General features: G+C 46.2%; 17 protein-coding genes and 1 pseudogene. 12 read left to right on the top strand and 6 right to left on the bottom strand.

All coding sequences use genetic code 11. From position 1 onward, the window contains the following. Window positions 1-24: 24 nt before the first annotated feature. Window positions 25-1,435, bottom strand: a pseudogene (locus MHH56_RS24700) (MFS transporter). A 246-nt stretch (window positions 1,436-1,681) separates the two neighbouring features. Between MHH56_RS24700 and MHH56_RS24695 the strand changes: the two are divergent. The 4 genes from MHH56_RS24695 to MHH56_RS24680 all read left to right on the top strand — a co-directional run bounded on the left by MHH56_RS24695 (window position 1,682) and on the right by MHH56_RS24680 (window position 4,730). Beyond that, window positions 1,682-2,500, top strand: a complete 819-nt coding sequence (locus MHH56_RS24695) for a MerR family transcriptional regulator (protein WP_339204311.1) — start codon at window positions 1,682-1,684, stop codon at window positions 2,498-2,500. A gap of 122 nt (window positions 2,501-2,622) precedes the next feature. Further along, entirely contained in the window at window positions 2,623-2,829 is a 207-nt protein-coding gene (locus tag MHH56_RS24690; RefSeq protein ID WP_076267682.1) for a hypothetical protein, read from the top strand. Window positions 2,830-2,991: 162 nt separating this feature from the next. Further along, on the top strand, window positions 2,992-3,495 hold the full coding sequence (locus MHH56_RS24685; RefSeq protein WP_339204310.1) for a sigma-70 family RNA polymerase sigma factor: 504 nt from the start codon (window positions 2,992-2,994) through the stop codon (window positions 3,493-3,495). Further along, entirely contained in the window at window positions 3,492-4,730 is a 1,239-nt protein-coding gene (locus tag MHH56_RS24680; protein WP_339204309.1) for an anti sigma factor C-terminal domain-containing protein, read from the top strand. The genes MHH56_RS24685 and MHH56_RS24680 overlap by 4 nt, the downstream gene beginning before the upstream one ends. A gap of 1,033 nt (window positions 4,731-5,763) precedes the next feature. Here MHH56_RS24680 and MHH56_RS24675 read toward each other — a convergent pair. The 3 genes from MHH56_RS24675 to MHH56_RS24665 all read right to left on the bottom strand — a co-directional run bounded on the left by MHH56_RS24675 (window position 5,764) and on the right by MHH56_RS24665 (window position 9,937). Then, on the bottom strand, window positions 5,764-6,336 hold the full coding sequence (locus tag MHH56_RS24675; RefSeq protein WP_339204308.1) for a TetR/AcrR family transcriptional regulator: 573 nt from the start codon (window positions 6,334-6,336) through the stop codon (window positions 5,764-5,766). A gap of 60 nt (window positions 6,337-6,396) precedes the next feature. Further along, window positions 6,397-7,890, bottom strand: coding sequence for a cellulase family glycosylhydrolase (locus tag MHH56_RS24670; protein ID WP_339204306.1), 1,494 nt, complete (start codon window positions 7,888-7,890; stop codon window positions 6,397-6,399). 118 nt (window positions 7,891-8,008) lie between these two features. After that, window positions 8,009-9,937 carry a DUF5696 domain-containing protein gene (locus MHH56_RS24665; protein ID WP_339204305.1) on the bottom strand — a complete coding sequence of 643 codons (1,929 nt, stop codon included), beginning with the start codon at window positions 9,935-9,937 and terminating at the stop codon, window positions 8,009-8,011. Window positions 9,938-10,199: 262 nt separating this feature from the next. Here MHH56_RS24665 and MHH56_RS24660 point away from each other — a divergent pair, with 262 nt between their 5' ends. The 5 genes from MHH56_RS24660 to MHH56_RS24640 are packed head-to-tail and all read left to right on the top strand — an operon-like array spanning window position 10,200 to window position 16,185. Further along, window positions 10,200-12,338, top strand: a complete 2,139-nt coding sequence (locus MHH56_RS24660; RefSeq protein WP_339204304.1) for a hypothetical protein — start codon at window positions 10,200-10,202, stop codon at window positions 12,336-12,338. Between the two features lie 57 nt (window positions 12,339-12,395). Further along, a complete protein-coding gene (locus MHH56_RS24655; protein ID WP_339204303.1) occupies window positions 12,396-13,250 on the top strand; it encodes a DMT family transporter in 855 nt (284 codons plus the stop codon). Window positions 13,251-13,271: 21 nt separating this feature from the next. Continuing rightward, window positions 13,272-14,102 (top strand): alkaline phosphatase, encoded by an 831-nt coding sequence (locus MHH56_RS24650; RefSeq protein ID WP_339204302.1) that lies wholly within the window; start codon window positions 13,272-13,274, stop codon window positions 14,100-14,102. Next, complete coding sequence (locus MHH56_RS24645; protein WP_339204301.1) at window positions 14,099-15,106, top strand: metallophosphoesterase; 1,008 nt, start codon at window positions 14,099-14,101, stop codon at window positions 15,104-15,106. Before MHH56_RS24650 ends, MHH56_RS24645 begins: the two co-directional genes overlap by 4 nt. A gap of 5 nt (window positions 15,107-15,111) precedes the next feature. Continuing rightward, window positions 15,112-16,185 carry a metallophosphoesterase gene (locus MHH56_RS24640; protein WP_339204300.1) on the top strand — a complete coding sequence of 358 codons (1,074 nt, stop codon included), beginning with the start codon at window positions 15,112-15,114 and terminating at the stop codon, window positions 16,183-16,185. An 82-nt stretch (window positions 16,186-16,267) separates the two neighbouring features. Here MHH56_RS24640 and MHH56_RS24635 read toward each other — a convergent pair whose 3' ends face one another. Then, window positions 16,268-18,439 (bottom strand): helix-turn-helix domain-containing protein, encoded by a 2,172-nt coding sequence (locus MHH56_RS24635; RefSeq protein WP_339204299.1) that lies wholly within the window; start codon window positions 18,437-18,439, stop codon window positions 16,268-16,270. 24 nt (window positions 18,440-18,463) lie between these two features. Continuing rightward, window positions 18,464-18,601: a hypothetical protein gene (locus MHH56_RS24630; protein WP_339204298.1), complete on the bottom strand. Its 138-nt coding sequence runs from the start codon at window positions 18,599-18,601 to the stop codon at window positions 18,464-18,466. A gap of 229 nt (window positions 18,602-18,830) precedes the next feature. Between MHH56_RS24630 and MHH56_RS24625 the strand changes: the two genes are divergently transcribed. The 3 genes from MHH56_RS24625 to MHH56_RS24615 are packed head-to-tail and all read left to right on the top strand — an operon-like array spanning window position 18,831 to window position 22,364. After that, the gene (locus tag MHH56_RS24625) at window positions 18,831-19,775 is read left to right on the top strand and encodes an ABC transporter permease subunit (RefSeq protein ID WP_339204297.1); all 945 of its coding nucleotides are present in this window, start codon (window positions 18,831-18,833) and stop codon (window positions 19,773-19,775) included. A gap of 12 nt (window positions 19,776-19,787) precedes the next feature. Further along, window positions 19,788-20,675, top strand: coding sequence for a carbohydrate ABC transporter permease (locus tag MHH56_RS24620; RefSeq protein ID WP_339204296.1), 888 nt, complete (start codon window positions 19,788-19,790; stop codon window positions 20,673-20,675). Window positions 20,676-20,735: 60 nt separating this feature from the next. Further along, window positions 20,736-22,364, top strand: coding sequence for an extracellular solute-binding protein (locus tag MHH56_RS24615; protein WP_339204295.1), 1,629 nt, complete (start codon window positions 20,736-20,738; stop codon window positions 22,362-22,364). Window positions 22,365-22,398 lie beyond the last annotated feature (34 nt).

Here is a 22,398-nt window from a genome sequence, read left to right as displayed (position 1 = left end):
TTCAAACTTCTTCATTCAGCACTTTCATGATTGTTCTGAACGTTTTCCTGAACTACTTTGTTTTGATCTATTTCCTATCCATAATATAACTAATGAGGTTATTGCAAAAAATACGGATAACCCCAGCAGTATGACGAAAAAAGATTGATCAAAAGCTAAGCGCCCAGCCGCTTTCAACGCTTCGGATGCCTGAACAGGCAACCCGTCGGCAACCAACAGCGCTTCGTCCAGGCTATCTTTTACATTGGCAGGAACCTGAAGTCCCTCGGGGATATTCATAGCGAGCGTATACACTAGACCAGAAATGCTTCCGATGATTGCAATTCCGGACGCCCCTCCGACTTCATAGGCCACTTCCTCAATTGAAGCCGCCATCCCCGCTTTTTCAGGAGGTGCATAACTCATGATCGAGTGAGAAGCTGCCGTCATTCCTGCTCCCAAGCCTGCTCCGAGGAGTGCTAGTCCTATCATTTGTCCAGCAATGCCGGAATCAAATTGAAAGACATAAATCATCGTGCCCAAAGCGGCAATCAGAAGAGCGAGGCCTTTGATATATATCACATTATAGCGATGCAATATCTTTCCGATCAGTGGACCTGCAATAAGAGCCGCCGCCGGTACGCTTAGCGTGATCAGACCCGCTTGCAGCGGACTCATTTCTACCACTAGTTGAAGTCGCTGAGTCACAATATACTGAACTCCGAGCTGTCCAAATAGACCGACTAAAGCTGTAATACATCCTGTCATAAAAGGAGATATTTTAAAGAGCGACAGGTCGAGCATCGGGTTTGGGCTTTTGAGCTGACGACGAATAAAGATAATCATTGCCACGATCCCGATAACGGCGGCAATAGCAGCAAGCATGGGGGACCCTTCGCGCTTTGCAAATTCTTTAATAGCAAAAACAATCGCCACCATGGAAATCATGATCTGAATGGAGCCGGTAAGATCCCACTTCGTATTCTTATTGCCTTCATGCTTCGGAACATATACCAGCGTCAAAACAAACGCCAAGATCGCGATTGGTACGTTGATCAAAAAGGCGGCACCCCACCAAAAATGCTCCATAAGCAATCCGCCTACAAGGGGACCAATTCCTGCCCCTCCAGAAGCAATGGAACCCCAAATGCCGATCGCAAGTCCGAGCTCACGCGGGTCTGCTGATGATGGATAATGTAGCAGGCATCATCATGGATGCCCCAACAGCAAGGAGTACCCGTCCGACTACCAACACAGATGGAGTTGGAGCAAAAGCCGCTAGGAGAGAAGTTGCCGTAAATACGAGCAATCCAAGGGCGAATATTTTTTTATGGCCGTAGCGATCTCCTAGCGCCCCCATCGCCGGGAGCAGACCTGCCATAACAAGCGAATAACCGTTCAGAATCCATAATTTATCCGATGCCGAAGCACCTAGATCGTAAGTTAAGCTTGGCATAGCCGTATAAAGAATCGTCGCATCCATTACTATGAGCAAAAGAGCGCTTGAGACAACTGCCAGAACGATCCAACGATTGAAACGATACATCTTTCTTTTCCCTCCATGTCATACATAGCTAGAAATCTTCTGGACTTAACTCTAAACTACAGGGTTACCCTATTGTCAAAGCCAATTTCATTAGGTAAAATTTAGCGATAATCCATGTATCGGTTTATGAGATTTTCGGACTCGGAGGAATACACAATGTCGGATATTAACGGTCGCTACCTCACGATCAGCAAACTGGCCAGCATAAGCGGGGTTACAAAGCATACCCTTCTTCACTATGACGAGATCGGGCTCTTAAAGCCTGAATTTATTCATGTAAATGGATATCGCTATTATTCTCATCGCCAATCCTATATTTTGGATATTATTAATGTGCTTAAGAAGGCTGGGAGCTCTCTTCAGCAAATCAAAGGTTTTATCCAGAACCGGAACACCTCGAGTCTCATCGAGTTGTTTAATCAAAAGCATCGCGAATTGGAAGCAGAGCTGCTACGAATCAAACGGATGCAAGATATTTTGCAAAATGCCATTCAAATGACGAAGACATCGATGGAGACGCTACGGGACAATCCTTCTATAGAAGAATGTGAAATGGAGTATTTAATCGCGACGCCGCTCGAACAAGGGGACGAAGAGGAATTTGCTGTTAAGTTAAGTGAACATCGCAATTATTGTGAAAAACATTTTATCAATCACGAATTTCCGATCTGGGCGCTTATAAGCAAAGAAAGTTATGAATCCAGCACCTTTTCTTGGAGCCATGTAGCTAATAGGATTAAAGCGCCGATTTTGGGAGGCAGAATGCTAATCAAGCCCAAGGGTTTTTATGTTGTTATGGACCATAAAGGCTCTTACGAGAGCATTTCAGAGGCTTGCTCCATTATTAAAAAATACATTGAGCGCAAAGGAATGAAAGTATGCGGGAATGTGTACGTAATGGATTTGCTCAACTACTTCTCAGAGATGGATTCGGATAGCTATGTTGTTCGGGTCTCCGTTGAGGTTACTGATTAGAACATGCTTGCGAATTTTGCGCCTAATGACTTCGGGATGATATATAGTAAAAAAATAAGCAACAATCTTTGAAGGATAGTTTTTGATCTTGTCGAACTGCTTAAAATAAGGAGGGCGGCTTAATGCGGATCGATGATTTTATTGGACATGTAGTCGTTGTAGAGTTAGACTCAACAGTTACCTATGAGGGTGTTCTTCTTGATGTTAAAGATCCTGAATTCACAGATTATGTAAAAGTAATTAATGCACAAAGTACGGATTGGTTGCCGAGGCAAGAAATTTATAAAATTGTTCCGGTTTATCCCAAACGCTTTATATCTGAGGAATGAAATTAGAATGCAAATAATAAGCCATTTTAGCAATGTTAACAGGGCTAAGATGGCTTTTTATATCCAGAGTCATTAATTGAATAGTTGGACGACTTCCGTTTTTTTTGACTGTAAACTGTAACTTTAGTTCATCTGATTCGTGATTAGGGCAGGGGGGAGAAAATGAAGGGAAACCATCTGGATGATATTTACCAGCTTTATGTGCAGGATGTCTATCGCTACTTGCGCTCCCTCTGCTACGACCATCATACGGCAGAAGATTTGATGCAGGAGACCTTTTACCGGGCATATCTTTACTTGGAAAATTGTCAAGACGAGAAGATCAAGCCATGGTTATTCCGGGTTGCCTATAATGCTTATGTAGATTACAAGCGCAAGGAGAGCCGCACAACACTGCAGACCCCTGATTATTTTCAGCGTCTTGCAGATCATCATACCCCGGAGGATGAGCTGTTGCGTCAGGAGCGTTGGAACGAAATCGGGCGGTCTTTATCCGGATTGCCGGAAAATCAGCAGCAGGCGATGCTGCTCATTGATTTTAACCAGCTTACGTATCAGGAGGCTGCAGACATTATGGATATCCGATTATCACATGTGAAGATTTTGTTGTTTCGAGCACGGCAAGCGGTACGGGGACAGGGTAGAAAGGGGGAGGGATCAGAATGAGTGAGGATTTCAAACGGAAGTTACAGGATTATGCTGAAGGCAAGCTCACTGATGAAGAGCGTGAGGAAGTAGAGCGTGAAATGGAGAAGATGGAGGTTTATCAAGCTTATTTGGAGGAAGTTGTCACACAGTCAGACCAGGAGCTTTCCCGTGAGGGGGAGGATGGACAGACGACGCGTAATCGCATACCTTCATTGAAAGAAGCCGTTATTATCCGACGTGGCAAATGGAAGGCTCGGGTGATGAATGTCTTTACGGTACTATCAGTCCTACTAGTGCTGACTGTGATTAGTATGATTATTACTGGTGTATTTTACGGGAGCGGCACGCCGGACCGGATGAAGGCTTACCGGGATGTTGTGGAGTCAGCAGTCGCTGTTTCCCACCCCAATCTGAAGGTCAATATGAATGGAACAGGTAATGCTTTTTTTACAATGGACTTTACAGGTAAGCTGAATAAGAGAGTTGGTGACGAAGAGATTGCTGTAGCAGATTTTTCGATGCGGTTTCTGTTGAATCTAGCCTCGGCTCCGCAGATTACTTGGCAGGGAAACATTATAGGGGGCAATAGTATTTTCTATCATCCCGATTATAAACCAGCAAATCAAAGCGAACAGCAGGAGACTAACCGCCGGGAAGAGGAGCGCTTTAACCATAATGAGTGGGTAAAGCTCGAGAAGCTCCCAGAGGGAACTGTGGCAGAAGCTTATCTATCATTGGACCGGTTATTCTCGACAGATGAGCTATTAAAGCAATTCGAGCATAAGAACATGGAGCCAGTCTGGTTCGCGGTGGATACCGGTCTTGATCCGAAGCAAGTTGATAGCGGCGGAGCCATTACAAATCCAGTGGGTTTTCCTTACTATCCGATCTGGCAATCTGATGATATGACGGTGGACTTTTACTCAGAAGAAAAGACAGGGTGGTTCGGAAAAGTGGTGTCCAGTGGAGGATCTTATCCATCACTCGAATCCTATGGAGACGGGGAAAAGAGGAATGGCTACTTCAAGAAAACCTTACACATGCTACAGAAAAATAAAGGTATTTCAACCAAAGTAGCTCCTTTTCTACAGTTAGATCACACAATTGATTATGTGGAAAAAAATGGTGTAAGGCTGTATGGAGCTGTTATTACCGGCCCGGTCAAAGAGCTGCTAAAGCTGCGTGAGGAGCCATGGGTCAGAGATATAAGGGTTGGTGAAGTACAACTATGGAACTGGCAATCGCGCGAGTAGGGTAGAAGATGTTAAAAAAGCAAGAAAGGAGAAGAACGATGAACATCATCCAGTATCGTGAAGAGGATCACTACGGGTTTATTCAGACAGGGCGATCTAGGCTAGTCGGCTCACTTGAATATGAAGCCATAGGAATCTAACAAAAAGATTGAAGGCTCTGCCGGGAGTAAATACCTGTGCAGAGCTTTTATGTATTATAAGCTTAGTTGACAGCTGTTAACGTTGTCTCATTGTGAAGAGCGGCAAGCATTGGATGAAGCTGGGCAAATCAAGACCGAAATCCTTTGGATAAACGAGGTGGCCGCTCGTTCAGCGGACGGGCAAATGAGGCTGTTCTGACGAACATTCGCTGAATATTGAATCAATTCTTCTTCTTTTTGAAAAAACCAAATAACACTGCAAAAATAATGACAACGATTAAGAAACCACTCAATGATATCACTCCTTTTTGGAATTATAGCACGATCTGCACGATTGATAGAAGTGAATAAAAGCCAAGATTGAATATTGAATGAATTGGGAGGAAGGGCTGCCTAATGGGAGCGCAGAGAATATTGCACTGTCCCGGCAGCAAGTGGAGCATGACTGAGAGGATGTTCAAGGTGATTCGGGATTACCCGGAACAAGTCGCAAAAGCTGTTCATTGGACGCCGTATTCGAGACAGGAGTATGCTGATTCGCAAAAGTCTGCTGGAAATTGGACTCAATCAACACGGATACAAACAGGTCATGCCGTTTGCGAGGGTTGTGGAACGCGGAGGAACAAACGCTCATGGTGTAACAACCTATTGCCTCTTCTCGAGACCCCCAAAACAAAAAAAGAAACCTCACGTTTTTAAAAAACGTGAGGTTCTCTACAATATGGAGAGGATTGCGGCAAAGGGCTGCAAGCCTCAAGTTTATATTTCAAGAGGGCTAACGAATGTAACTTAACCTTTGAAAATGAAGAGAAGATGATAGGGATATTGCGTCTCGATTACAAAATGAAAGAGATACCGTCAACTCTCTTAGTCTTCTCTTAACAAAGCGAAGCTTAATATTTTCTCAATAGCGCCGGAAGCACGAAAGCATTGATCGTCTCATGCAAATGCTCGCTTGTGACAGCTTCCGAATGTTTGACCACATAGATACTCGCACTTTCTAACATACCGAGTAAGCAGGCAGCTGCGAGCTCGAAGTTCAGTTTGTTTAATTCCCCGTCATTATGCCCCTGGCGGAGAACTTCAGACAAGAAGACGATATAATTCTGCTTAATTACACCGATCCGCTCCAATATATCTGGCTCGATTCCGTTCGTAATCTCGTTAGAGATAATATGAATAAGCTCACCGTATTGTAAAAACAACTCGATATGCTTGCTAACGATTTTCCGGATTTGCTTATCGGCGGTCTCGTCTTCCTGCAGCACGTCCTCGATTTTCTCCATCAGCATTTGAAGTCCGTCAGTCACGATTCTCTCGAACAGCTCCCCCTTGCCCGAGAAATGATAGTAAAGCGTGCCCTTAGCTACGTTGGCTTCTTTGGCAATATCGTCCATGCTCGTCTTGTGATAACCGAATTCGGAAAAAAGTTTGATTGCGGCATCTATAATTTTGTTTCTGCTCACCTTACTATCGGTCCCTTCCTAGGTATTGATTTTCCCTAGAGTATACCATATGTCGGGGAATTAACCGATTCTCAGCGTCCTTCTTCCTCCAACTGAATGCTGCAAGCAAAGATAACCCGCTGACGATCCTTCTAAGCCTGACCATTCATATCCACTCTCAGCGGAGGTTAGCATCAAGTCTGCGGACTGCATGGCTTTGATATCCGGAAAATAGATTCTCGTCGGTACGTCGACGCCGGCATCCTCATCCCACTCCATCTCGAAACGGTTGTGACTACGATCATAGGAGTAGCTCAAGATTTTCCCGGCGACGGCTGCTGGAAAGCCGCGACACACTCCGTTAAAGGAGCTGAACTGATCCATCTCGGGGTACAAATAACACCAGTAAATATCACCGCATAACAATCGTTCAAAGTTTTTCTGAACGTCAAGACACGCTTGTTCCGCCAGATGGGATTCGCCGTAAGCTCCCCATTCCCCGATGACCATCGGCATGTTCAGCCTGTTCTGGGTTTGTGCGTGATTGTCGAAAATAAAGTCAACACGACGGCTATTAGCAACGTGCACGTAATCGGAATCTGTAACCAAATCGTAGCCATGCGGCGCATACGCCTGCTGATCATCTGGTTGGCCGTTTGGCCCGACGACTGGTTGGATCGAACTGGTCACTCCCAGATTAGAAAAGTAATTCGTTTCAAGAAACAGAATTCGGTCAGGATCGGCTTCGCGAATGGCTTGGCCCGTCTTCTGGAAAAAGGGAGAGAGCACATCCCGTTCGAAAACGTCCTGCGCGGGTGTAGTCGCATGCATGACTTGGCGATAAACATCGATGGAATCCAGCAAACTTAGTGCCTGCAGCTTCTTCTCGGGATCGAGCCATATGTTCAGTAGCTCTTCCATGTTAGGGGGGAGCTGTCCCGTTAGTTTTGCTGCCTGTTCTCCGTATGCAGCAAACATGCCTTGAACCATTTCCCCGACTTTGGAGCCGATGAAGGGTTCATTCATCATATCGTATCCGATGAGATTAGGCTCGTCGCGAAGCCTTTCGACAACGAACCGCCAAGCCGATAAGTAATGGTCCTGTAAGCCGACGCCATCGGAAGCAGGGGTGTTGTTCCAGAAGTGGTCGAATGCGGTTTGAACTGCCCGGTCGAACAGATAGGCATCGCTCCAGAGATCGGTTCGGGCATACTCATGGTTGTCGGTCAATGTAGCCCATGCAGGGGCGCCGTCCGCGTATAGCGAGCTATACAAATCTTGGTGCATATCGAGAATGACGTACAGGCCGAATTGATCGGCGAGCCGTATCATCTCCCGGACGTTATCTACGTATTGGCCATTGAATTGTCCTGGCGACGGTTCGATTCCGTCCCAAATAATTCCCAGCCGGATGACGTTGAATCCCCATTGCTTTAATTTTAGAAAATCCGTCTGTGTCCAATCATCGATATATCCTTTTTCTTTGTCCTTACAAACCATGCTTATGCCATGAAGAATGACTTGGCGTCCTTGAGCATCAATGAAACGAGAGCCTTTTGTTGTCATGCTTTTCATATGAATTCCTCCCTTATTTAGAATTAAACTGACCAGTCAGTTCAATCTTAAATGATGGATACCGGGAATGTCAATCTGAAATTGAAAGAGAGGTTATTAGTTACGGCTTGGCTAGGTGTTAATCGGCCCATTGAAGTTCTACTGATGAGAACGACTCCTTGTTAGCCGGAATGATCGTATAACTGTCCTTGTCTAGATCAATCTCGACGATTGTACCGTCTGCGTACGTGCTGCGTTGTTTGCGCCAATTACTTCCTTCAATAAATTCGTGACTCATCATCTCAAGAACCCCTACAAGCTGATGAAGCCGAGCTAGCGTCCGGACGATCGGAATCTCTTTGTCTGCAGCTTGGATCGACAGATAAGGGACGCCGGCATTCAACAAACCATGAAGTGATCCGAGATCGGTCTCTGGGATTCCCCAGTCTCCTCTATTCAAAGACCAAGGCACAATGATCGCATCATGATAGACAAGGGAAAATAAAGGGGTTGAAACGCCGATGCTTTTACCGCCTCCAGGGTCCGGATCAAGCGCATAGGGAGCATGATGGACGAGATCCAGCGCAGGCAATGCCCAATCTGCGGGCTCCTCCGAGCTGACCAGCATCCCTCTAGAGCGGATTTCCTCAAAACAGGAGGCACGGTAAGCCAAGCATTCTGTTCTGGTCATCCGATGCCCCGGATCATAACATTCATCCCCAGGCACTACGGCGAAGACATCGATGTAAACGCCATCCGGGTGGATACCGTTTTCTTGCAGCAGATCGTGATTGCGCTCAACATAGCCTTTGGACAAACTTGTACAAAGCCAGCTGTGGGCGCCTCCTGCCCAGTAGTCGGAAAATTCCTGCTTTCCTTTCCTATCCTTAATCGTCAGATTAGGGTCGTAGGAAGCGGCATCGTGATAGTAGTCGCGGTAATTGTCGTGCAGTGCAAGTAGAATCTGTTCCTCCCGGCAAACCTCTTGAAGCTTTCGGAATCCTTCCCATCCGCCACCTTTAGGGGTTGGCGGGAGGACGTCAGGATGAAGATTGTCATAGCCATTAAGCCCCCACCCATCCACGTGGACATAGAGCTTACCGGCATATTTTTGTTTGAGCGATGTGAGCTGTCGGGCCCGCTCTTCGAAGGATACGGCATAGTCGTTCAGCTCGGGATTTTCCTTATCAAAATAATAAGAGTTTGGTGCAATGCGAGTATGCACGCTCGTGTGTACGATGGCAGAGCCGATTAAAGCAGATAGTTGCGGATTCTGCACTTGCTTCTCTGTCAATGTGCGTAATTTCCCTAGGCTGCGTACATATTGGCGATATAACTTAGCCATTACGACATAGCTCATATCTTTGGCGAAGCGGATACGCAGTCTCCGCGCAGCGCTGAAGCGCTCAAGCGAATGAATCCATACGACTTCGGCATGCGTGTGCACAAGTGGAATATGCTCGATGGACAATCGGGCGTCTGCGGGCGTTTCGATGATGGATAGATAGCCATTCCCATCTTTAACTTGCCCCCACCAAGGCATATAGGCATCCCTGCTGAACATTATTCCTTGATGATATCTACGGATAGGCTGCGGCCAATTTCCCGGAATTAAGTAGCCTTGCATGGCCGGCACGACCGTATAATCACTCTCGCGAGCACTGGCGTAATGGAAAGTACCGGGCCAGATGACTTCGCATACGTCTTTACCTTCGCTAACTTCAAGCACTTCAAACACGAGTTCGCCGTGATGTGTGTTCATTAGAACGGTGACAACCGTTTGAATCCCGCTGGCAATCCCGTCCTCGGAAGAATGATTAAGCTGGATGCGGACGCCTTGGAAGTAGCCCGACACGATCGGTGAGAAGCTTTTGTTCTCAGCCTGACTAAGAGGGATTTGAACTCGACCTGTATCCTCGAATCCTAATGCCATACTCGCGGCCTCGGGAACGGTTTCCCACGTGGTGTCTCCTGTATCCACGCGCAGAATTAGACTTCTCTTGTCTAGCGAAACTTTCATGCCGTTGTTTTCCATCATGAATAACTGCTCCGTATTTTGGATGGTCATATCACTGTTCCCTTCTAAAATAGATGGTGATGCCCCTTAATCTATCACTTAAAGGGAGAATCAACTATATCGCTTTATTAAGATCATTACGAAAAAATGGTGCTACAGGGTTGTTCGGTTAAAAATTTGAAAGGAATATGAATAATTGAATATCGTGCTTATGCATTTTCGAGTGCCAGATTAAATTATGAATGTTGTGTCTGAATATGCTCTTGATTAGCATGACAGTATGGGAAAATTAAACGTATATGGAGGTCGTTGGATGAGCGTGATATCAGGCAAGGAACCCCCCGTTGCACATGCATCGCAAAGCTGGGATGCCAGCACTCGGTCACTGAATTACGATTATAACGGCAGTCGCTTACTGTCGATGAGCATTCCAGAGGGGATAAAGCCGTATTATCGGGAAGTATCGAACGGCAATATCCAAAGCAGCCCGTTGGCCCAGCAGCTCTATTTGGCATTGGATAAACCAGCTGAGGTCAAAGTCATCGTTTATTTGAGTAAAGAAGCGATAAACATGAGGCCGAATCGTGCTGTAAGAGGGCAAGCCATACTTGGACAGGTAGGCAAACCGCTGCTCTCTGGGGTTAATGGCTTGTACGATGTTCTACAGGATTTGTTGATCGATTGGCACGGAGCAGGATGGAAGTGGACAAAATCGCGATTAGAGCAGAACGAATATGGGAACTGTCAAGCTGAACTCGAAATAGAAGGGGGCTTACGGCCTTGGATCGTCAACTTACGAATGCACTATTATCGGATGCATCTTCATTACGAGTACCATAAGCCTTGGCAATGGCGTCCGCAAATGCAGCCGATTACCGGCTGGAGTTCATGGGAGGCATTCGCACAACAGGTAACCGGGGAAGATATTGAACGTACGGCTTCATTTTTGGAAACGCACTTCAAGCCTTATGGTCTGACTCACATGCAGATTGATGATGGGTTTCAGCGTGAGGCTATTCCGCCAGAGAGAGATGGCATCGTTGCTGACGCTTGGCTATCGACGAACGCACGCTTTCCTGACGGACACGAGGGTATAATTTCCAGCATCGTGGGGCGAGATTTTCAGGCGGGTATATGGACGAGCGCGATGGTCACGAATCCTGAGTTCGTCGATGCACATCGCGACCTTTTCGAGCGGGATATCAACGGCGATCCGCTATATGGACAATGGATTGAATACGTGATCAAGGCAGTGCCAGAAACGCTTGCAGAGCAGGTTGCGCCACTCTACAAGGGATTGAAGGAAATAGGCTATAGCTATTTCAAAACAGATCAAATTCGTCACTATCTATACGAAGGCTTGCACAAGGCTGTCCATGAAGGATGTATTACGAGCGAAGAGGCATCTCGCAGCTTGCGAGCTTATCTCCAATGTGCGCGAGAGCAGCTCGGGGAGGATGCATATTTCCTAGCATGCTGGGGCGTGTTAACAGAAGCGGTCGGAATCGTCGATGCTTGTAGAATTGCAGGGGATTCCAATGCGAGCTGGACAGCGATTTGCAAGCAAATGGTGGAGACAGCAAGGTGGTATCATACGCAGCGAATTTTGTTCTTGAACGATCCTGATTACGTTTGCGTGCGAACAGAGAAAGACTGGGGGCAAACGCTTCTTTCGCTCGTATCGCTAACAGGCGGCTTGATGATTATTAGCGATAATACAGACCTGTACGATAGCGAAAGGATTCGCTCCATTCAGCGCTGCATCCCTTCACTGCCGACGATGACAGGGGAAACCGGCCCATTGGATATGACTTTTCCATTGGACTTATCTTATCCGCAGCACAATGCTAGTCAGACGAGGGAAGAGTATGCGTATGCGATATTGGGTTTGAACGACGGAATGCGAGAATCGTATGTGACGGCATCGCTCTGGGCCATTCATTTCGACCTTCCATTTCGCCGCTGGTGCGTAGCTGGCCGATTCGCGATTGTTCCGCTAACTGAGGTTGAACTGGAGCTTGAAGCATTGGAATTGGATTCGAGTGACGCATATCATGCATTTGATTTCTGGAAGCAAAGCTATATGGGCAAGTTTTCTGTAGCGATCGCGTTAGATCCATTAGAGCTTGGGGCTTGCCAAATTGTCGGGTTAAGTAAAGCCGAAAACCGACCACAATTAATCGGTTCTTCCCGCCACGTTAGCATGGATGCGGTTAGCGTGCTCGACGAATGCTGGGACAATAACCTCTTGCGGCTCGAGCTGTGCGGGACGAGAGGCATGACAGAGCACTACTGGATAAAGGTGCCGGCTTCGTACACGCTTGAGGAGCATTCCGGGATCGGACTCGCGATTACGATCGACGACAGCGCTTGCGAAGAAGGCTGGTTGTTGACATTGTTCATTCGTTTCGAGGCAGAGCGTGGAAACGTTTTTCTTAGCTTCAAAACATGATGCGGATTAGACCATCGCTAGCTTGTTAAGGCAATAAATCGAAAAGAAGGTTTGGGTATGTTGTGGATCGCTGTATCGTTGGTTCTCGTGTCAGGCACAATGAATGCTCTATGGAATCTATTCACTAAGAAAAGTAAGCATAAGCAAGCCTATCTCTCCCTCATTGTCATTGCGGCGAACGTGCTGCTTATTCCCTTATTACTGATTCATTTGGTGAGCAGGAGCTATCCGCCGGAGGCATATGTTCTATTGTTGATGTCCATGACAGCACAAGCGACCTATGCATGGATGTTATCCAAAGTGTACGCGTTAGGTGATTTGTCGCAGGTTTATCCGATTCAGCGTGGTACGGGAGTGCTGCTTATTCCTTTGATTAGCGTCATATTTATGGGCGAGCGATTATCTTTATGGGGATGGATTGGAGTCAGTATTATATTTATCGGCATATTGGGACTAAGTGAATGGAAGAGGGTCCCCTCAGCAGGTCAACCTTTCCAGATGAAGCCTATATTGACCGCTGTGGGAGTAGGATTATGTATTACTTCTTATGTGCTCATTGATAAAATGACTTTGCAATACGTATCTCCTTTGATTCTGATTTCGGTTTCCAACTTTGGTTTTATGCTAGGAAATAGTCGAACGATGCTGAACGTACAAGTGTTAACGGGCGAGTGGCGAAGAAACAAACGAATGATCCTGCTCGGATCAATCCTGATGCCGGGCTCATATTTCTTGTTCCTCGTTGCAATGGAATTAGCACCGGTGTCCCACCTGGCTCCGATTAGGGAAGTGGGTACGGTCATGGCTACTTTGCTGGGAATATGGATACTAAAAGAAAAAAGCGGGTTCAGAAGACTTGTGACAGCTTCCGCGATAACAGCCGGTATTATTGTAGTTGGAATGAGCGGATAACAAATAAAGGAGATGATTAACGTGAAGGAATTAACGAAGAGAGTAATTGTTATCGGTTTGGATGGCGCCGGAAATATGATCGATCAAGCACGTACTCCGAATATCGATCAAGCATTGGACGGCGGATTTATTACTTACGCTGCCCAAACAGTGATTCCGACCATTAGCGGGGAGTGTTGGGGATCTATGTTTCATGGGGTAAAGCCTGAGCTGCATGGCTTGACGAACGAAAGAGCCGAGAAGAGCAAGTATCCAGCCGATTCACCTTATCCTTCTTTTATGAGACTCGTCAAGGAAGCCGATCCGTCTGCTGTAATCGCCTCGTTCAGCGCATGGAAGCCGATTAATGACGGAATTATTGAAGAGGGGGTTGCGACGTATATTGCAAACGTCCATGCCGATAAGCATCTGGTTCGAGAAGTAGCCGACTTTGCCGAAAAGAATTCGGACTTCAAGGTCATGTTCATCCAATTCGACGGAATCGATGGGGCGGGACATAACTTCGGTTATGGGTCGCCGCTATACTTGGAAGTCATTGAAGAGACGGACGAATTGGTGGGCAACATTCTCGATCTTCTTCGGAATAAGGACTTGTTGGAGGAAAGCCTAATTATATTTCTCGCGGATCATGGCGGGGGCGGCGAGGATCCGTTGAATCACGGCAGCGAACATCCGAAGGACGTGACAATTTTCTGGGGCTGCGCAGGCCCGAACGTATCCACCCCTACCGAGGTGAGCCCCATTCGCATAGAAGATACTGCTGCTGTCGTCATTAAAGCGCTCGGTTTAGAGGCACCGAACACCTGGTCAGGCCAAGTTCCCGTGGGCTTGTTCAAGGAGGCAGTCGAGTGAACCGCCTTAATCAGGACATAGGAATTCCAGAGTATTTCCGTTCCGAGCTTTCGGTAGTGGCCCAAAAGGCAACAAAAGATCAGGGAGATGCGATCGTACGATTGCTCTTCTATACGGATCCGCATCATATGCCGGGAGGCAATCAACTACAAGCCGCCGCGGCCATCAGGCGATTGGCGCAATTGCTTCCACTTGATGCGATCGTGTGCGGCGGAGATTTCAGTGAGAACGGGCCGAAAGAGGAGGTCGTGCAATCGCAAAGAGAAATTCTTAACGCGCTTCGGGTACCGGAGTGTCCCATGTTACCGGTGAAAGGCAACCATGACGATAATTCCATACATGACTTCTTTCGAAAAACCGGAAGCGTAGAGCATGTGATCTTTCCGATTGAATCTTACGAGAATTGGCTTAAACCGTTGGAAGGCACGGTAACATTCGATAAAGGGAACGAATGCGGCCTCTATTACTACTTTGATATCCCGGACAAGAATACGAGGGTCGTCATTCTAAATTGCATCGATATTCCTTACGTTACCGCGGATAATGGGTTGCTTCGGCAGAACGGACAATGGGAATACTCCTTTTCTGAAAGACAGCTGGACTTTGTTCGGCGCAAAGTATTCGATTTCGGCGGCAAACCAAACAAGGACGACTGGAAGGCCGTGATCTTCTCTCACGTCCCTATTCTTCAAAGCGGTGTGACTGGAGCCGATCATGAAGTTGCGGGAGGCGAAGCGATGTGGAAAATCATTCGAGAGAACCGTCGACATGTCGTGGCTTGCTTTTTCGGTCACGTACACTATGACCAGGTCCAGATCAGGGACGACATTCCGATGATCTCTACACTGAATGCGGTTTCCTATAAGGACTTTGACGATTGCCCGGAGAAAATAAAAGGAACTCTCTCCGAAACGGTATTTGACATCGTCAGCATCAATTACTTGAAAGGCGAACTGACTGCAACGCGGTTCGGAGCAGGAGAAGATAGAGTCGTAAGCATCTAAAAACAATGAAGGAGATAAACGAATATATGGAGCGGGATACGTCTGAGAACAGAACAGACTCATTGTTGACGGGTGATCGATATCATGATTTGCCAGAGTATTATCATTCGCCTTTAAGCCAAGCGATCGATAGAGCAAAACAAGCGCAGGCAAATTGGACAGTCGACATCGTGTTCTACACCGACCCCCATCATACACCGGGAGGGAATCAGCTTTGGGCTGCGGCTGCGATCAAGCACGCCGCTAAATTGCTCTCATTGGACTGTATAGTGGTCGGCGGTGACATCGTTGAGAATGGGCTAAAGGATAATGTCGTATATGCTCAGTCGGAGTTCATGGATGCGATTAGGATGCCGGAATGCCCTGTCTTTCCGACTAGGGGAAACCATGACGACAACTCGATTCATGATTTTCACCAGAAATTAAAAGGGGCTAATCATGTGATCTTCCCGGTCGAGGTATATGCGGATATATACCAATGTCTGAACGGAACGGTTTCCTTCGATAAGGGAAACGAAAGCGGACTTTATTACTACTATGATATCCCGGAAAAAAAGACGAGGATCGCAATGTTGAACAGCATCGATATTCTCTACAAAATAAAAGCGGACGGGATGCTGCAGCAAAACGGGCAATGGGAATACGCCTTCTCGGACAGGCAGGTCGATTGGTTTGAACATAGGGTGTTCGATTTTACCGGTGTACCGGAAAGCGAAAACTGGAAAGTTGTCATTTTCTCGCATCTGCCTATTATTCAACGTGGGGTTAAAGGGTACGTCGACGGAGAGGTTGAGAACGGTGAGAAGATTTGGAAAATCATTAAAACAAACCGTAAACACGTCGTCGCTTGCCTGTTCGGACACGTTCATATCGATCAGGTGCTGTATCATGACGGTATTCCGATGATATCTACGCTTAACGCGGTCAGCTACAGAAATTATGACGAAAGCCCCGAAAGGACGGTCGGAACGGTGACTGAGACGGCGTTCGATCTCATCAGTATTGATTATGCAAAGGGCGAATTGCGCCTTACCCGGTTCGGAGCGGGAGTAGACAGGATCATAACCTTCGAAACATAAAGGCCCGGCAGTGCCGGAGCGAAGCAGCAGGGAGGCCGTTCAAAGCAACGGCCTCCTTACTAGTATCGTGTCCTGTTTATTTCTATTCCTGCTGTAACCTGACATGCTGCGTGGGCGTCGTCCCAGAGATTTTCTTGAAATGCCGGATGAACGTTCCGGCATTCGAGTATCCGACTTGTTCCGCGATATCCTTCATGGTCATATTCGGATGAGACTGGATAAGGCGAATTGCAGCTTGGATGCGAACAAGGTGCATGTAGTAGTTTAAGTTGTAGCCGGAGTGCTTCTTAAAATATGTCGATAAATACACGTGAGTGATAGCCAGATGTTCGGCAATAAGCGTTAACGATAAATCCGGATTGGCATAATGCTTATCAATATATTGGTTGATCTGCTCCAGAAGAGGCGTAATCGGCAGGGCGGATCGCTTAGCCACGAGAAAATATCCCTCTTGGATCTGCCGGAATAAATACTGGAGATGGTACGTATGCGAAAATGCCGGCGGAACGTCCCACACCTCTTCGACGCTGATCTTCTTACTGTTCATGATGACAAGCAGCAGGTCGTGGAGGTAACGAAGCATGTTCCGGAACTGTTCAAATGTTAAATTTTTGAACGTCTTTTGTATCGTTTTATCGAAAAATTGCTGTAGCGTTTCCGTATTTCCTTTAAGGGTGTAGTTGACAAGTTCTTGCTCCTTATCGATGGACAAGTGGATGACCGCCGCTTGATCGCTGTTCCGATCTTGATATAGAATAACGCTCTTTAAATGGGTTAGATTGGGGACATGCTTGTCAATCGCGTCAGTCGATTCACGAAGTGCTTTGCCGATGTCCTCTAGCCGTGTATGAACGGAGCTGATACCGCAGAATACAAGTATGTTGTCTACCGGATCGGGACAGCTATCAAAGACGCGGGAAACCAGAGCTTCCAGTGCGTTCGTGTCGGAGCAGCTTGTGATAAATATAGATTTATCGCTATGGGCATGCAGTCGAATGTACGGTCGGGATTGACTTAACGCCGCTTCCAGTAATGGAGCATACAAGGTAACGGATTGGCCTTGGTTGCTTTCTTCAATGACGGTGAGTATGGCATAGGAATCATACTTCACGGACAGCATCCGGTTTATGTGGGGCTTCATCGTATAATTCTCGTCCGTTGACAGCCGAAGCAGCGCGTTATGCTCCAAGATGTCGGCTTGCTCCGTGATCTCCTGTTTCATGGAGACTGTGGCGGAATTTAGTTCCTTGAACGTATCTGAGAGAATCGCGAATTCATTTTTCGTAGCAGGGCCCGTCGTCCATTGATTGAATGTTCTCGCCATGAGCCTTAGCGGCCTGAACATGGACCAGTTGACGAACAGAAATCCCAAATTAACGGCGAAGAAAAGGGCAAACAAGACGAAGGTGTACCCGTTGGCCTTTTTAAGCTTTTCCTGCATCTGGCTTTCCGAGAACAAAACGGTGTAAGTGAACAATGGATCTGTTTGAGAAATAGGCGTATATTTATTTCCATTAATGATGAGCGGACCTTTTAGCTCAGGAAGCCGTTGCTCGGCGATTGCTGGATCAAGTGTAGCTGTACTTACAAAAAGTTGATTTTCCCTATCGCTTATCACGATAACGTTATCAAGCAACATTGTCTGATTGTTCAGATAAGCGAGCAGCTCCGCTTTGGCGATTTGTACGAATATATAGCCTTCCGGGAAAAGCCGGTATGAGAACACGATAGTATTGCGGAAATTATACAGATGCTCCAATTCGTTTTGCAGCAGACAACGGCAGGTTTCACCACCGTTTTTAACATCCAGATTCTTATAGAAGACGCTCAAACTACGCGTTCCGTCACTGCTGATCACCAAGTCCTGATTCGGGAAGTAAGTGGAGATCTGCGCCCGGAACGGAAGCTGCAGATTCGATTGCGTTATTTTGTTTTTGTATGCCATTAACGTGGGGTAATAAGAACGCGAATTTTTGGGATTGTTGGACAGGAGCTTCGTATCCAAGCTAACGCTGAAATTGTAAATCATGTTGCGAATCTCCAACCATTCACCAGACAAGTCCCCGGACAATTGCTTCAGGAAGCCTTCATTCGTTCGCACAACTTGTTCCTTGACGTTTGTTTTCAAATACGAGTAGTTGAACCCAAGCAGAGTGGTGAGCAGAATGATAAAAATCATGTTGACGATGAGCAGCTTAAACAGAACGCTGCTTCTGTGATATCGAGTGGAAACAGTTCGGAATAATCTGTTCAAGTTGGGAGCCCCCCTTTTTTCTTTCTATAAGGTAGATCGGTTTCTAATCTTTATTTTGTAACCGCTTGCATAAAGCGGGTTGCGCTTTCCATCATTATAAGGGGATAATTCTTGGCTGTCATGCGCAGCTGAAATAATGAACAGCACATTAATAAATGACATTCCCATATTTCGTATGCAGGAGCGATTTTCGTTCTTTAACATACAATCGATTTTCGATCGAAATGAAATTATTCAAACGATATTAATAGTTGATAATTGCTTAAAAATCATCTTCTCCCGTATGCTGAGGTCACCAAGAACGATGTGGGCTTGGTGAGATGATCAGCTGCATTTCGAAAGGGCTTACATTTTAATGACATTATGTATATGTGTACTGGAGGGGTGAAATTTGCAGAATCAACAGCTTGCGCATAATCTGCAACTCAGAAAAAAACAAAGCTTTCTGCGAAAATGTTGGAAGCAGCGCTACTTGATCCTAATGGTGCTGCCTGGATTTCTGGTTATTCTAGTTTTTAAGTATTTACCCATGTATGGAATTACAATCGCTTTTAAAAGTTATGACGCATCGTTGGGCTTCTTAAGAAGTCCTTGGGTCGGCTTCGACCATTTTAAGGCGTTTTTTGATAGTCCGATGAGTTGGAGGATTACTAAAAACTCGCTATTGCTTGCTTTTTATTCTTTGATTTTCAGTTTTCCGGCTCCAATCCTATTTGCTTTATTATTGAATGAACTTCGCAACAAATTTTTTAAGCGGGCTGTGCAGACGATTACTTATTTCCCGCATTTTCTATCCGCGGTAATCGTTGTCGGCTTCGTTCATGAATTTACTTCAGTAGAGGGGATCGTCAATAAAATTCTGTTTTGGTTTGGGGCGGAACCAAGGACGCTGCTGTATATATCGGAAGCTTTCCGACCGATTTACATTAGTGCGGGTATATGGCAGGAATTGGGCTATGGAGCCATCATCTATTTGGCAGCGCTTACCGGTGTCGATCCGGCGCAACACGAAGCAGCGGTCATAGACGGCGCGAATCGTTGGCAGAGACTGAGATATGTCACATGGCCGGCAATTATCCCCGCGACAGCGGTCATGCTCATTCTGAAGCTAGGAAGTATTCTAAGCACGGATTTTCAAAAAGTGCTTCTCATGTACAATCCGAAAATTTACGAAACGGCGGACGTTATCGAAACTTACGTCTATCGGGTAGGCGTGCAAGGCGGACAGTTTGAATATGGCGCCGCGGTCGGTTTGATGCTCTCCGTGATCAGTCTTGTTTTAATTGTATTTGCGAATTACTTTTCCAAGAAAGTATCTGAAAACAGTTTATGGTAAGGAGGGGATACATTGAAAGTATATAATGAAGGGCTTGGGTCTAAAGCTTTCGATATTATTAATTACACGATTATGATCGTGCTATGTATTGTTATGCTTTATCCGCTATTAAATACGTTTGCTGTTTCGATTAGCGATCCCACCTTAGTTGCTCAGGGCAAGATTACTTGGTATCCGCGAGGATTTGACTTTAACAGCTACAAATTCATTTTACAGGATAAAAACATCTTGAATGCTTATATGAATACGATTGAGTTCTTAGTCATCGGCACTTTTCTTCAATTGCTGCTGACCTCCTTATTCGCCTACCCGTTAGCAATCAACGAATTCGTATTTCGTAAACCGTTGGTCTTATACGTGATCATAACGATGGTATTTAGTGGGGGACTTATTCCGCACTTCCTTCTTATCAGGGATTTGCATTTGTTCAATACGATATGGGCGATCGTACTGCCAGTTGCAATGAGCGCATTCAATATCATCATTTTCCGTACTTTCTTCCAAGATGTCCCCAAGGAGTTGCGGGAATCCGCTTACCTGGATGGAGCGAATGATCTCGGCATTCTGTTTCGCATATATATGCCATTATCCAAGCCGCTGCTGGCGACATTTGCGCTATTCGGTGCAGTCATGTTCTGGAACATGTGGTTTGAACCAATGATCTTTCTCAATGACGAAAGCAGCCATCCCATCCAGTTGCTCTTGCGCAGGATGGTAATCGAACTGAAGGATGATACGAGTTCAGGCGGGTTGCAACGATTCCTCGAGACGTACAATCTGAATACCAAAAACATTAGGATGGCGTCTATCATCGTCACGATATTACCGATTCTGTTCGTCTACCCGCTATTGCAGAAGCATTTTGTGTCCGGAATGATGATCGGTTCGGTGAAAGGCTAACAGCGGTTGATCTGAAATTAAACATAGATTAACAAATACTATTCATGGAGGGGTTATGCTTTGAAGAAAAAAATGGTTCTAGTGCTTAGTTTTCTGCTCGTTGCGACACTCGTGTTTGCTGGCTGCAGCAAAGGAGACAACAAACCGTCAGAGCAAACAAACAACAGCAATTCCGGTGAGACATCCAAGCCATCCGAACCGGCTGAGGAAACGATCAAGATTAACGCTTACATGTCCAGCTTCGGGGACGATCCGAAGGATACCGAGCTCTATAAGCTCTGGAAGGAAAAGATGGAAGCGCATATCGGCAAAAAGCTTGATATTAAATGGATCTATGTGAACAGTGACGACTATCCGGAGAAAATAAAATTGACGCTGGCCAGCGGCGATACACCGGACATTATGTCGGGTGTGAAGGATGCCGAAGTCATGTTCCAATTCGGCAACCAAGGGTCCCTCTTGGACATTGCGCCTTACCTGGACGAGTACGCTCCAAACTATAAAGCTTATTTGGAGTCTACAAAGTTCTCGGACAAGAGTATGTATACACCGGAAGGCAAAATGTTTTTCTTCGGGGATGGATTCCGGAACGATACGGGGTTAGCGGGTTCCGCATACCCAGCGTTATACCGGTTCGATGTTTTCCAGAAACATAATATCAAAGTTCCGGAAAACTGGGATGAATTCTACGATGCGGCCGTTAAGCTGAAAGAGCTGTATCCGGATTCCTATCCGGTCAATTCGCAGGAATGGCCAAAATTCATAGACGCGTTAGCTCTCTCGAACCATACGAAAAGCGATATTTACTGGAACGGCGAGAAATACGTATACGGACCGACTGAGGAGTCTTTCAAAGAAGGTTTAATGTATATTCGCAAATTGTACGACGAGAAGCTGCTCGATCCCGAGTTCCTGAGCCAGTCTCAAGATCAATTGAAGGCGAAAGTAACGACCGGCAAGTCCTTCATGCTTCCGTTGGCGTGGGCAGGTTGGTGGGAGCAATATTCCGTTCCGGACCAAGGCGTCTCATGGGGAGCAGCGGTCAATCCGAAAAACGAAAAGTACGGCGATCAGTGGGTGTTGGGGCCGGCCCTCTTGGGTCATACCATTTATGCCAACTACGGCGTCATGGTCTCCAAAAACACGAAATATCCGGAACTTATCGTCAAGATGCTCGATTATCAGTATTCGGATGAAATGATTGATTTGATGCATTGGGGCGTTGAAGGGAAAACCTACCAAATGGTCGAAGGTAAAAAGGAATTCATCAACAAAAACGGAGACTGGCAAGAGAAAAAAGACTTAAATGGCGATGGTACAACGCGTCAAGGTTTCGTCTTCGCCCCGCAAAATTATTCTACTGACTATATCGCTTATAAAAAAGTGCAATTTTTCGCCAAGGGTCAGTTCGAGGAGATGCGTCCTCAAGAGGGAATGGGCAAATTCACAAGTTCGGAAACGGCCATTGCTCCGTATGAACAAGCACCGGTCGTTCGTCTGAGCAAAGATGACGAAGCGAAGAAAGCGCAAATCATGACCGCGGTACAAACGTATTTGGACGAAAATATTTATAAATTCCTTCTTGGCGAGAGAAATCTCTCCGAATGGGATGCATTTAAGAAGGAGCTTTCGGATATTGGCGATTATCAATCGATCGTGGATATGATGAACGCTCAAGTATCCAAGTAAAAAGAAATGCGAAGCCTGACAGCGTCGATGTGTG

It is taken from the genome of Paenibacillus sp. FSL K6-3182 (genome assembly GCF_037976325.1).
In the GTDB taxonomy this organism is placed as follows: Bacteria; Bacillota; Bacilli; order Paenibacillales; family Paenibacillaceae; genus Pristimantibacillus.
The sequence above is the reverse complement of the archived record's forward strand: the minus strand, read 5'-3'. Positions and strand labels throughout refer to the sequence as shown.

Bases quoted from the DNA above. Each gene is read 5' to 3' on its own strand.
- MHH56_RS24690 (WP_076267682.1), top strand. From the start codon at position 2,623: ATGCGGATCGATGATTTTATTGGACATGTAGTCGTTGTAGAGTTAGAC.
- MHH56_RS24655 (WP_339204303.1), top strand. From the start codon at position 12,396: ATGTTGTGGATCGCTGTATCGTTGGTTCTCGTGTCAGGCACAATGAAT.
- MHH56_RS24630 (WP_339204298.1), bottom strand. From the start codon at position 18,601: ATGTCATTTATTAATGTGCTGTTCATTATTTCAGCTGCGCATGACAGC.
- MHH56_RS24665 (WP_339204305.1), bottom strand. From the start codon at position 9,937: ATGACCATCCAAAATACGGAGCAGTTATTCATGATGGAAAACAACGGC.
- MHH56_RS24660 (WP_339204304.1), top strand. From the start codon at position 10,200: ATGAGCGTGATATCAGGCAAGGAACCCCCCGTTGCACATGCATCGCAA.
- MHH56_RS24640 (WP_339204300.1), top strand. From the start codon at position 15,112: ATGAAGGAGATAAACGAATATATGGAGCGGGATACGTCTGAGAACAGA.
- MHH56_RS24695 (WP_339204311.1), top strand. From the start codon at position 1,682: ATGTCGGATATTAACGGTCGCTACCTCACGATCAGCAAACTGGCCAGC.
- MHH56_RS24685 (WP_339204310.1), top strand. From the start codon at position 2,992: ATGAAGGGAAACCATCTGGATGATATTTACCAGCTTTATGTGCAGGAT.
- MHH56_RS24680 (WP_339204309.1), top strand. From the start codon at position 3,492: ATGAGTGAGGATTTCAAACGGAAGTTACAGGATTATGCTGAAGGCAAG.
- MHH56_RS24670 (WP_339204306.1), bottom strand. From the start codon at position 7,890: ATGAAAAGCATGACAACAAAAGGCTCTCGTTTCATTGATGCTCAAGGA.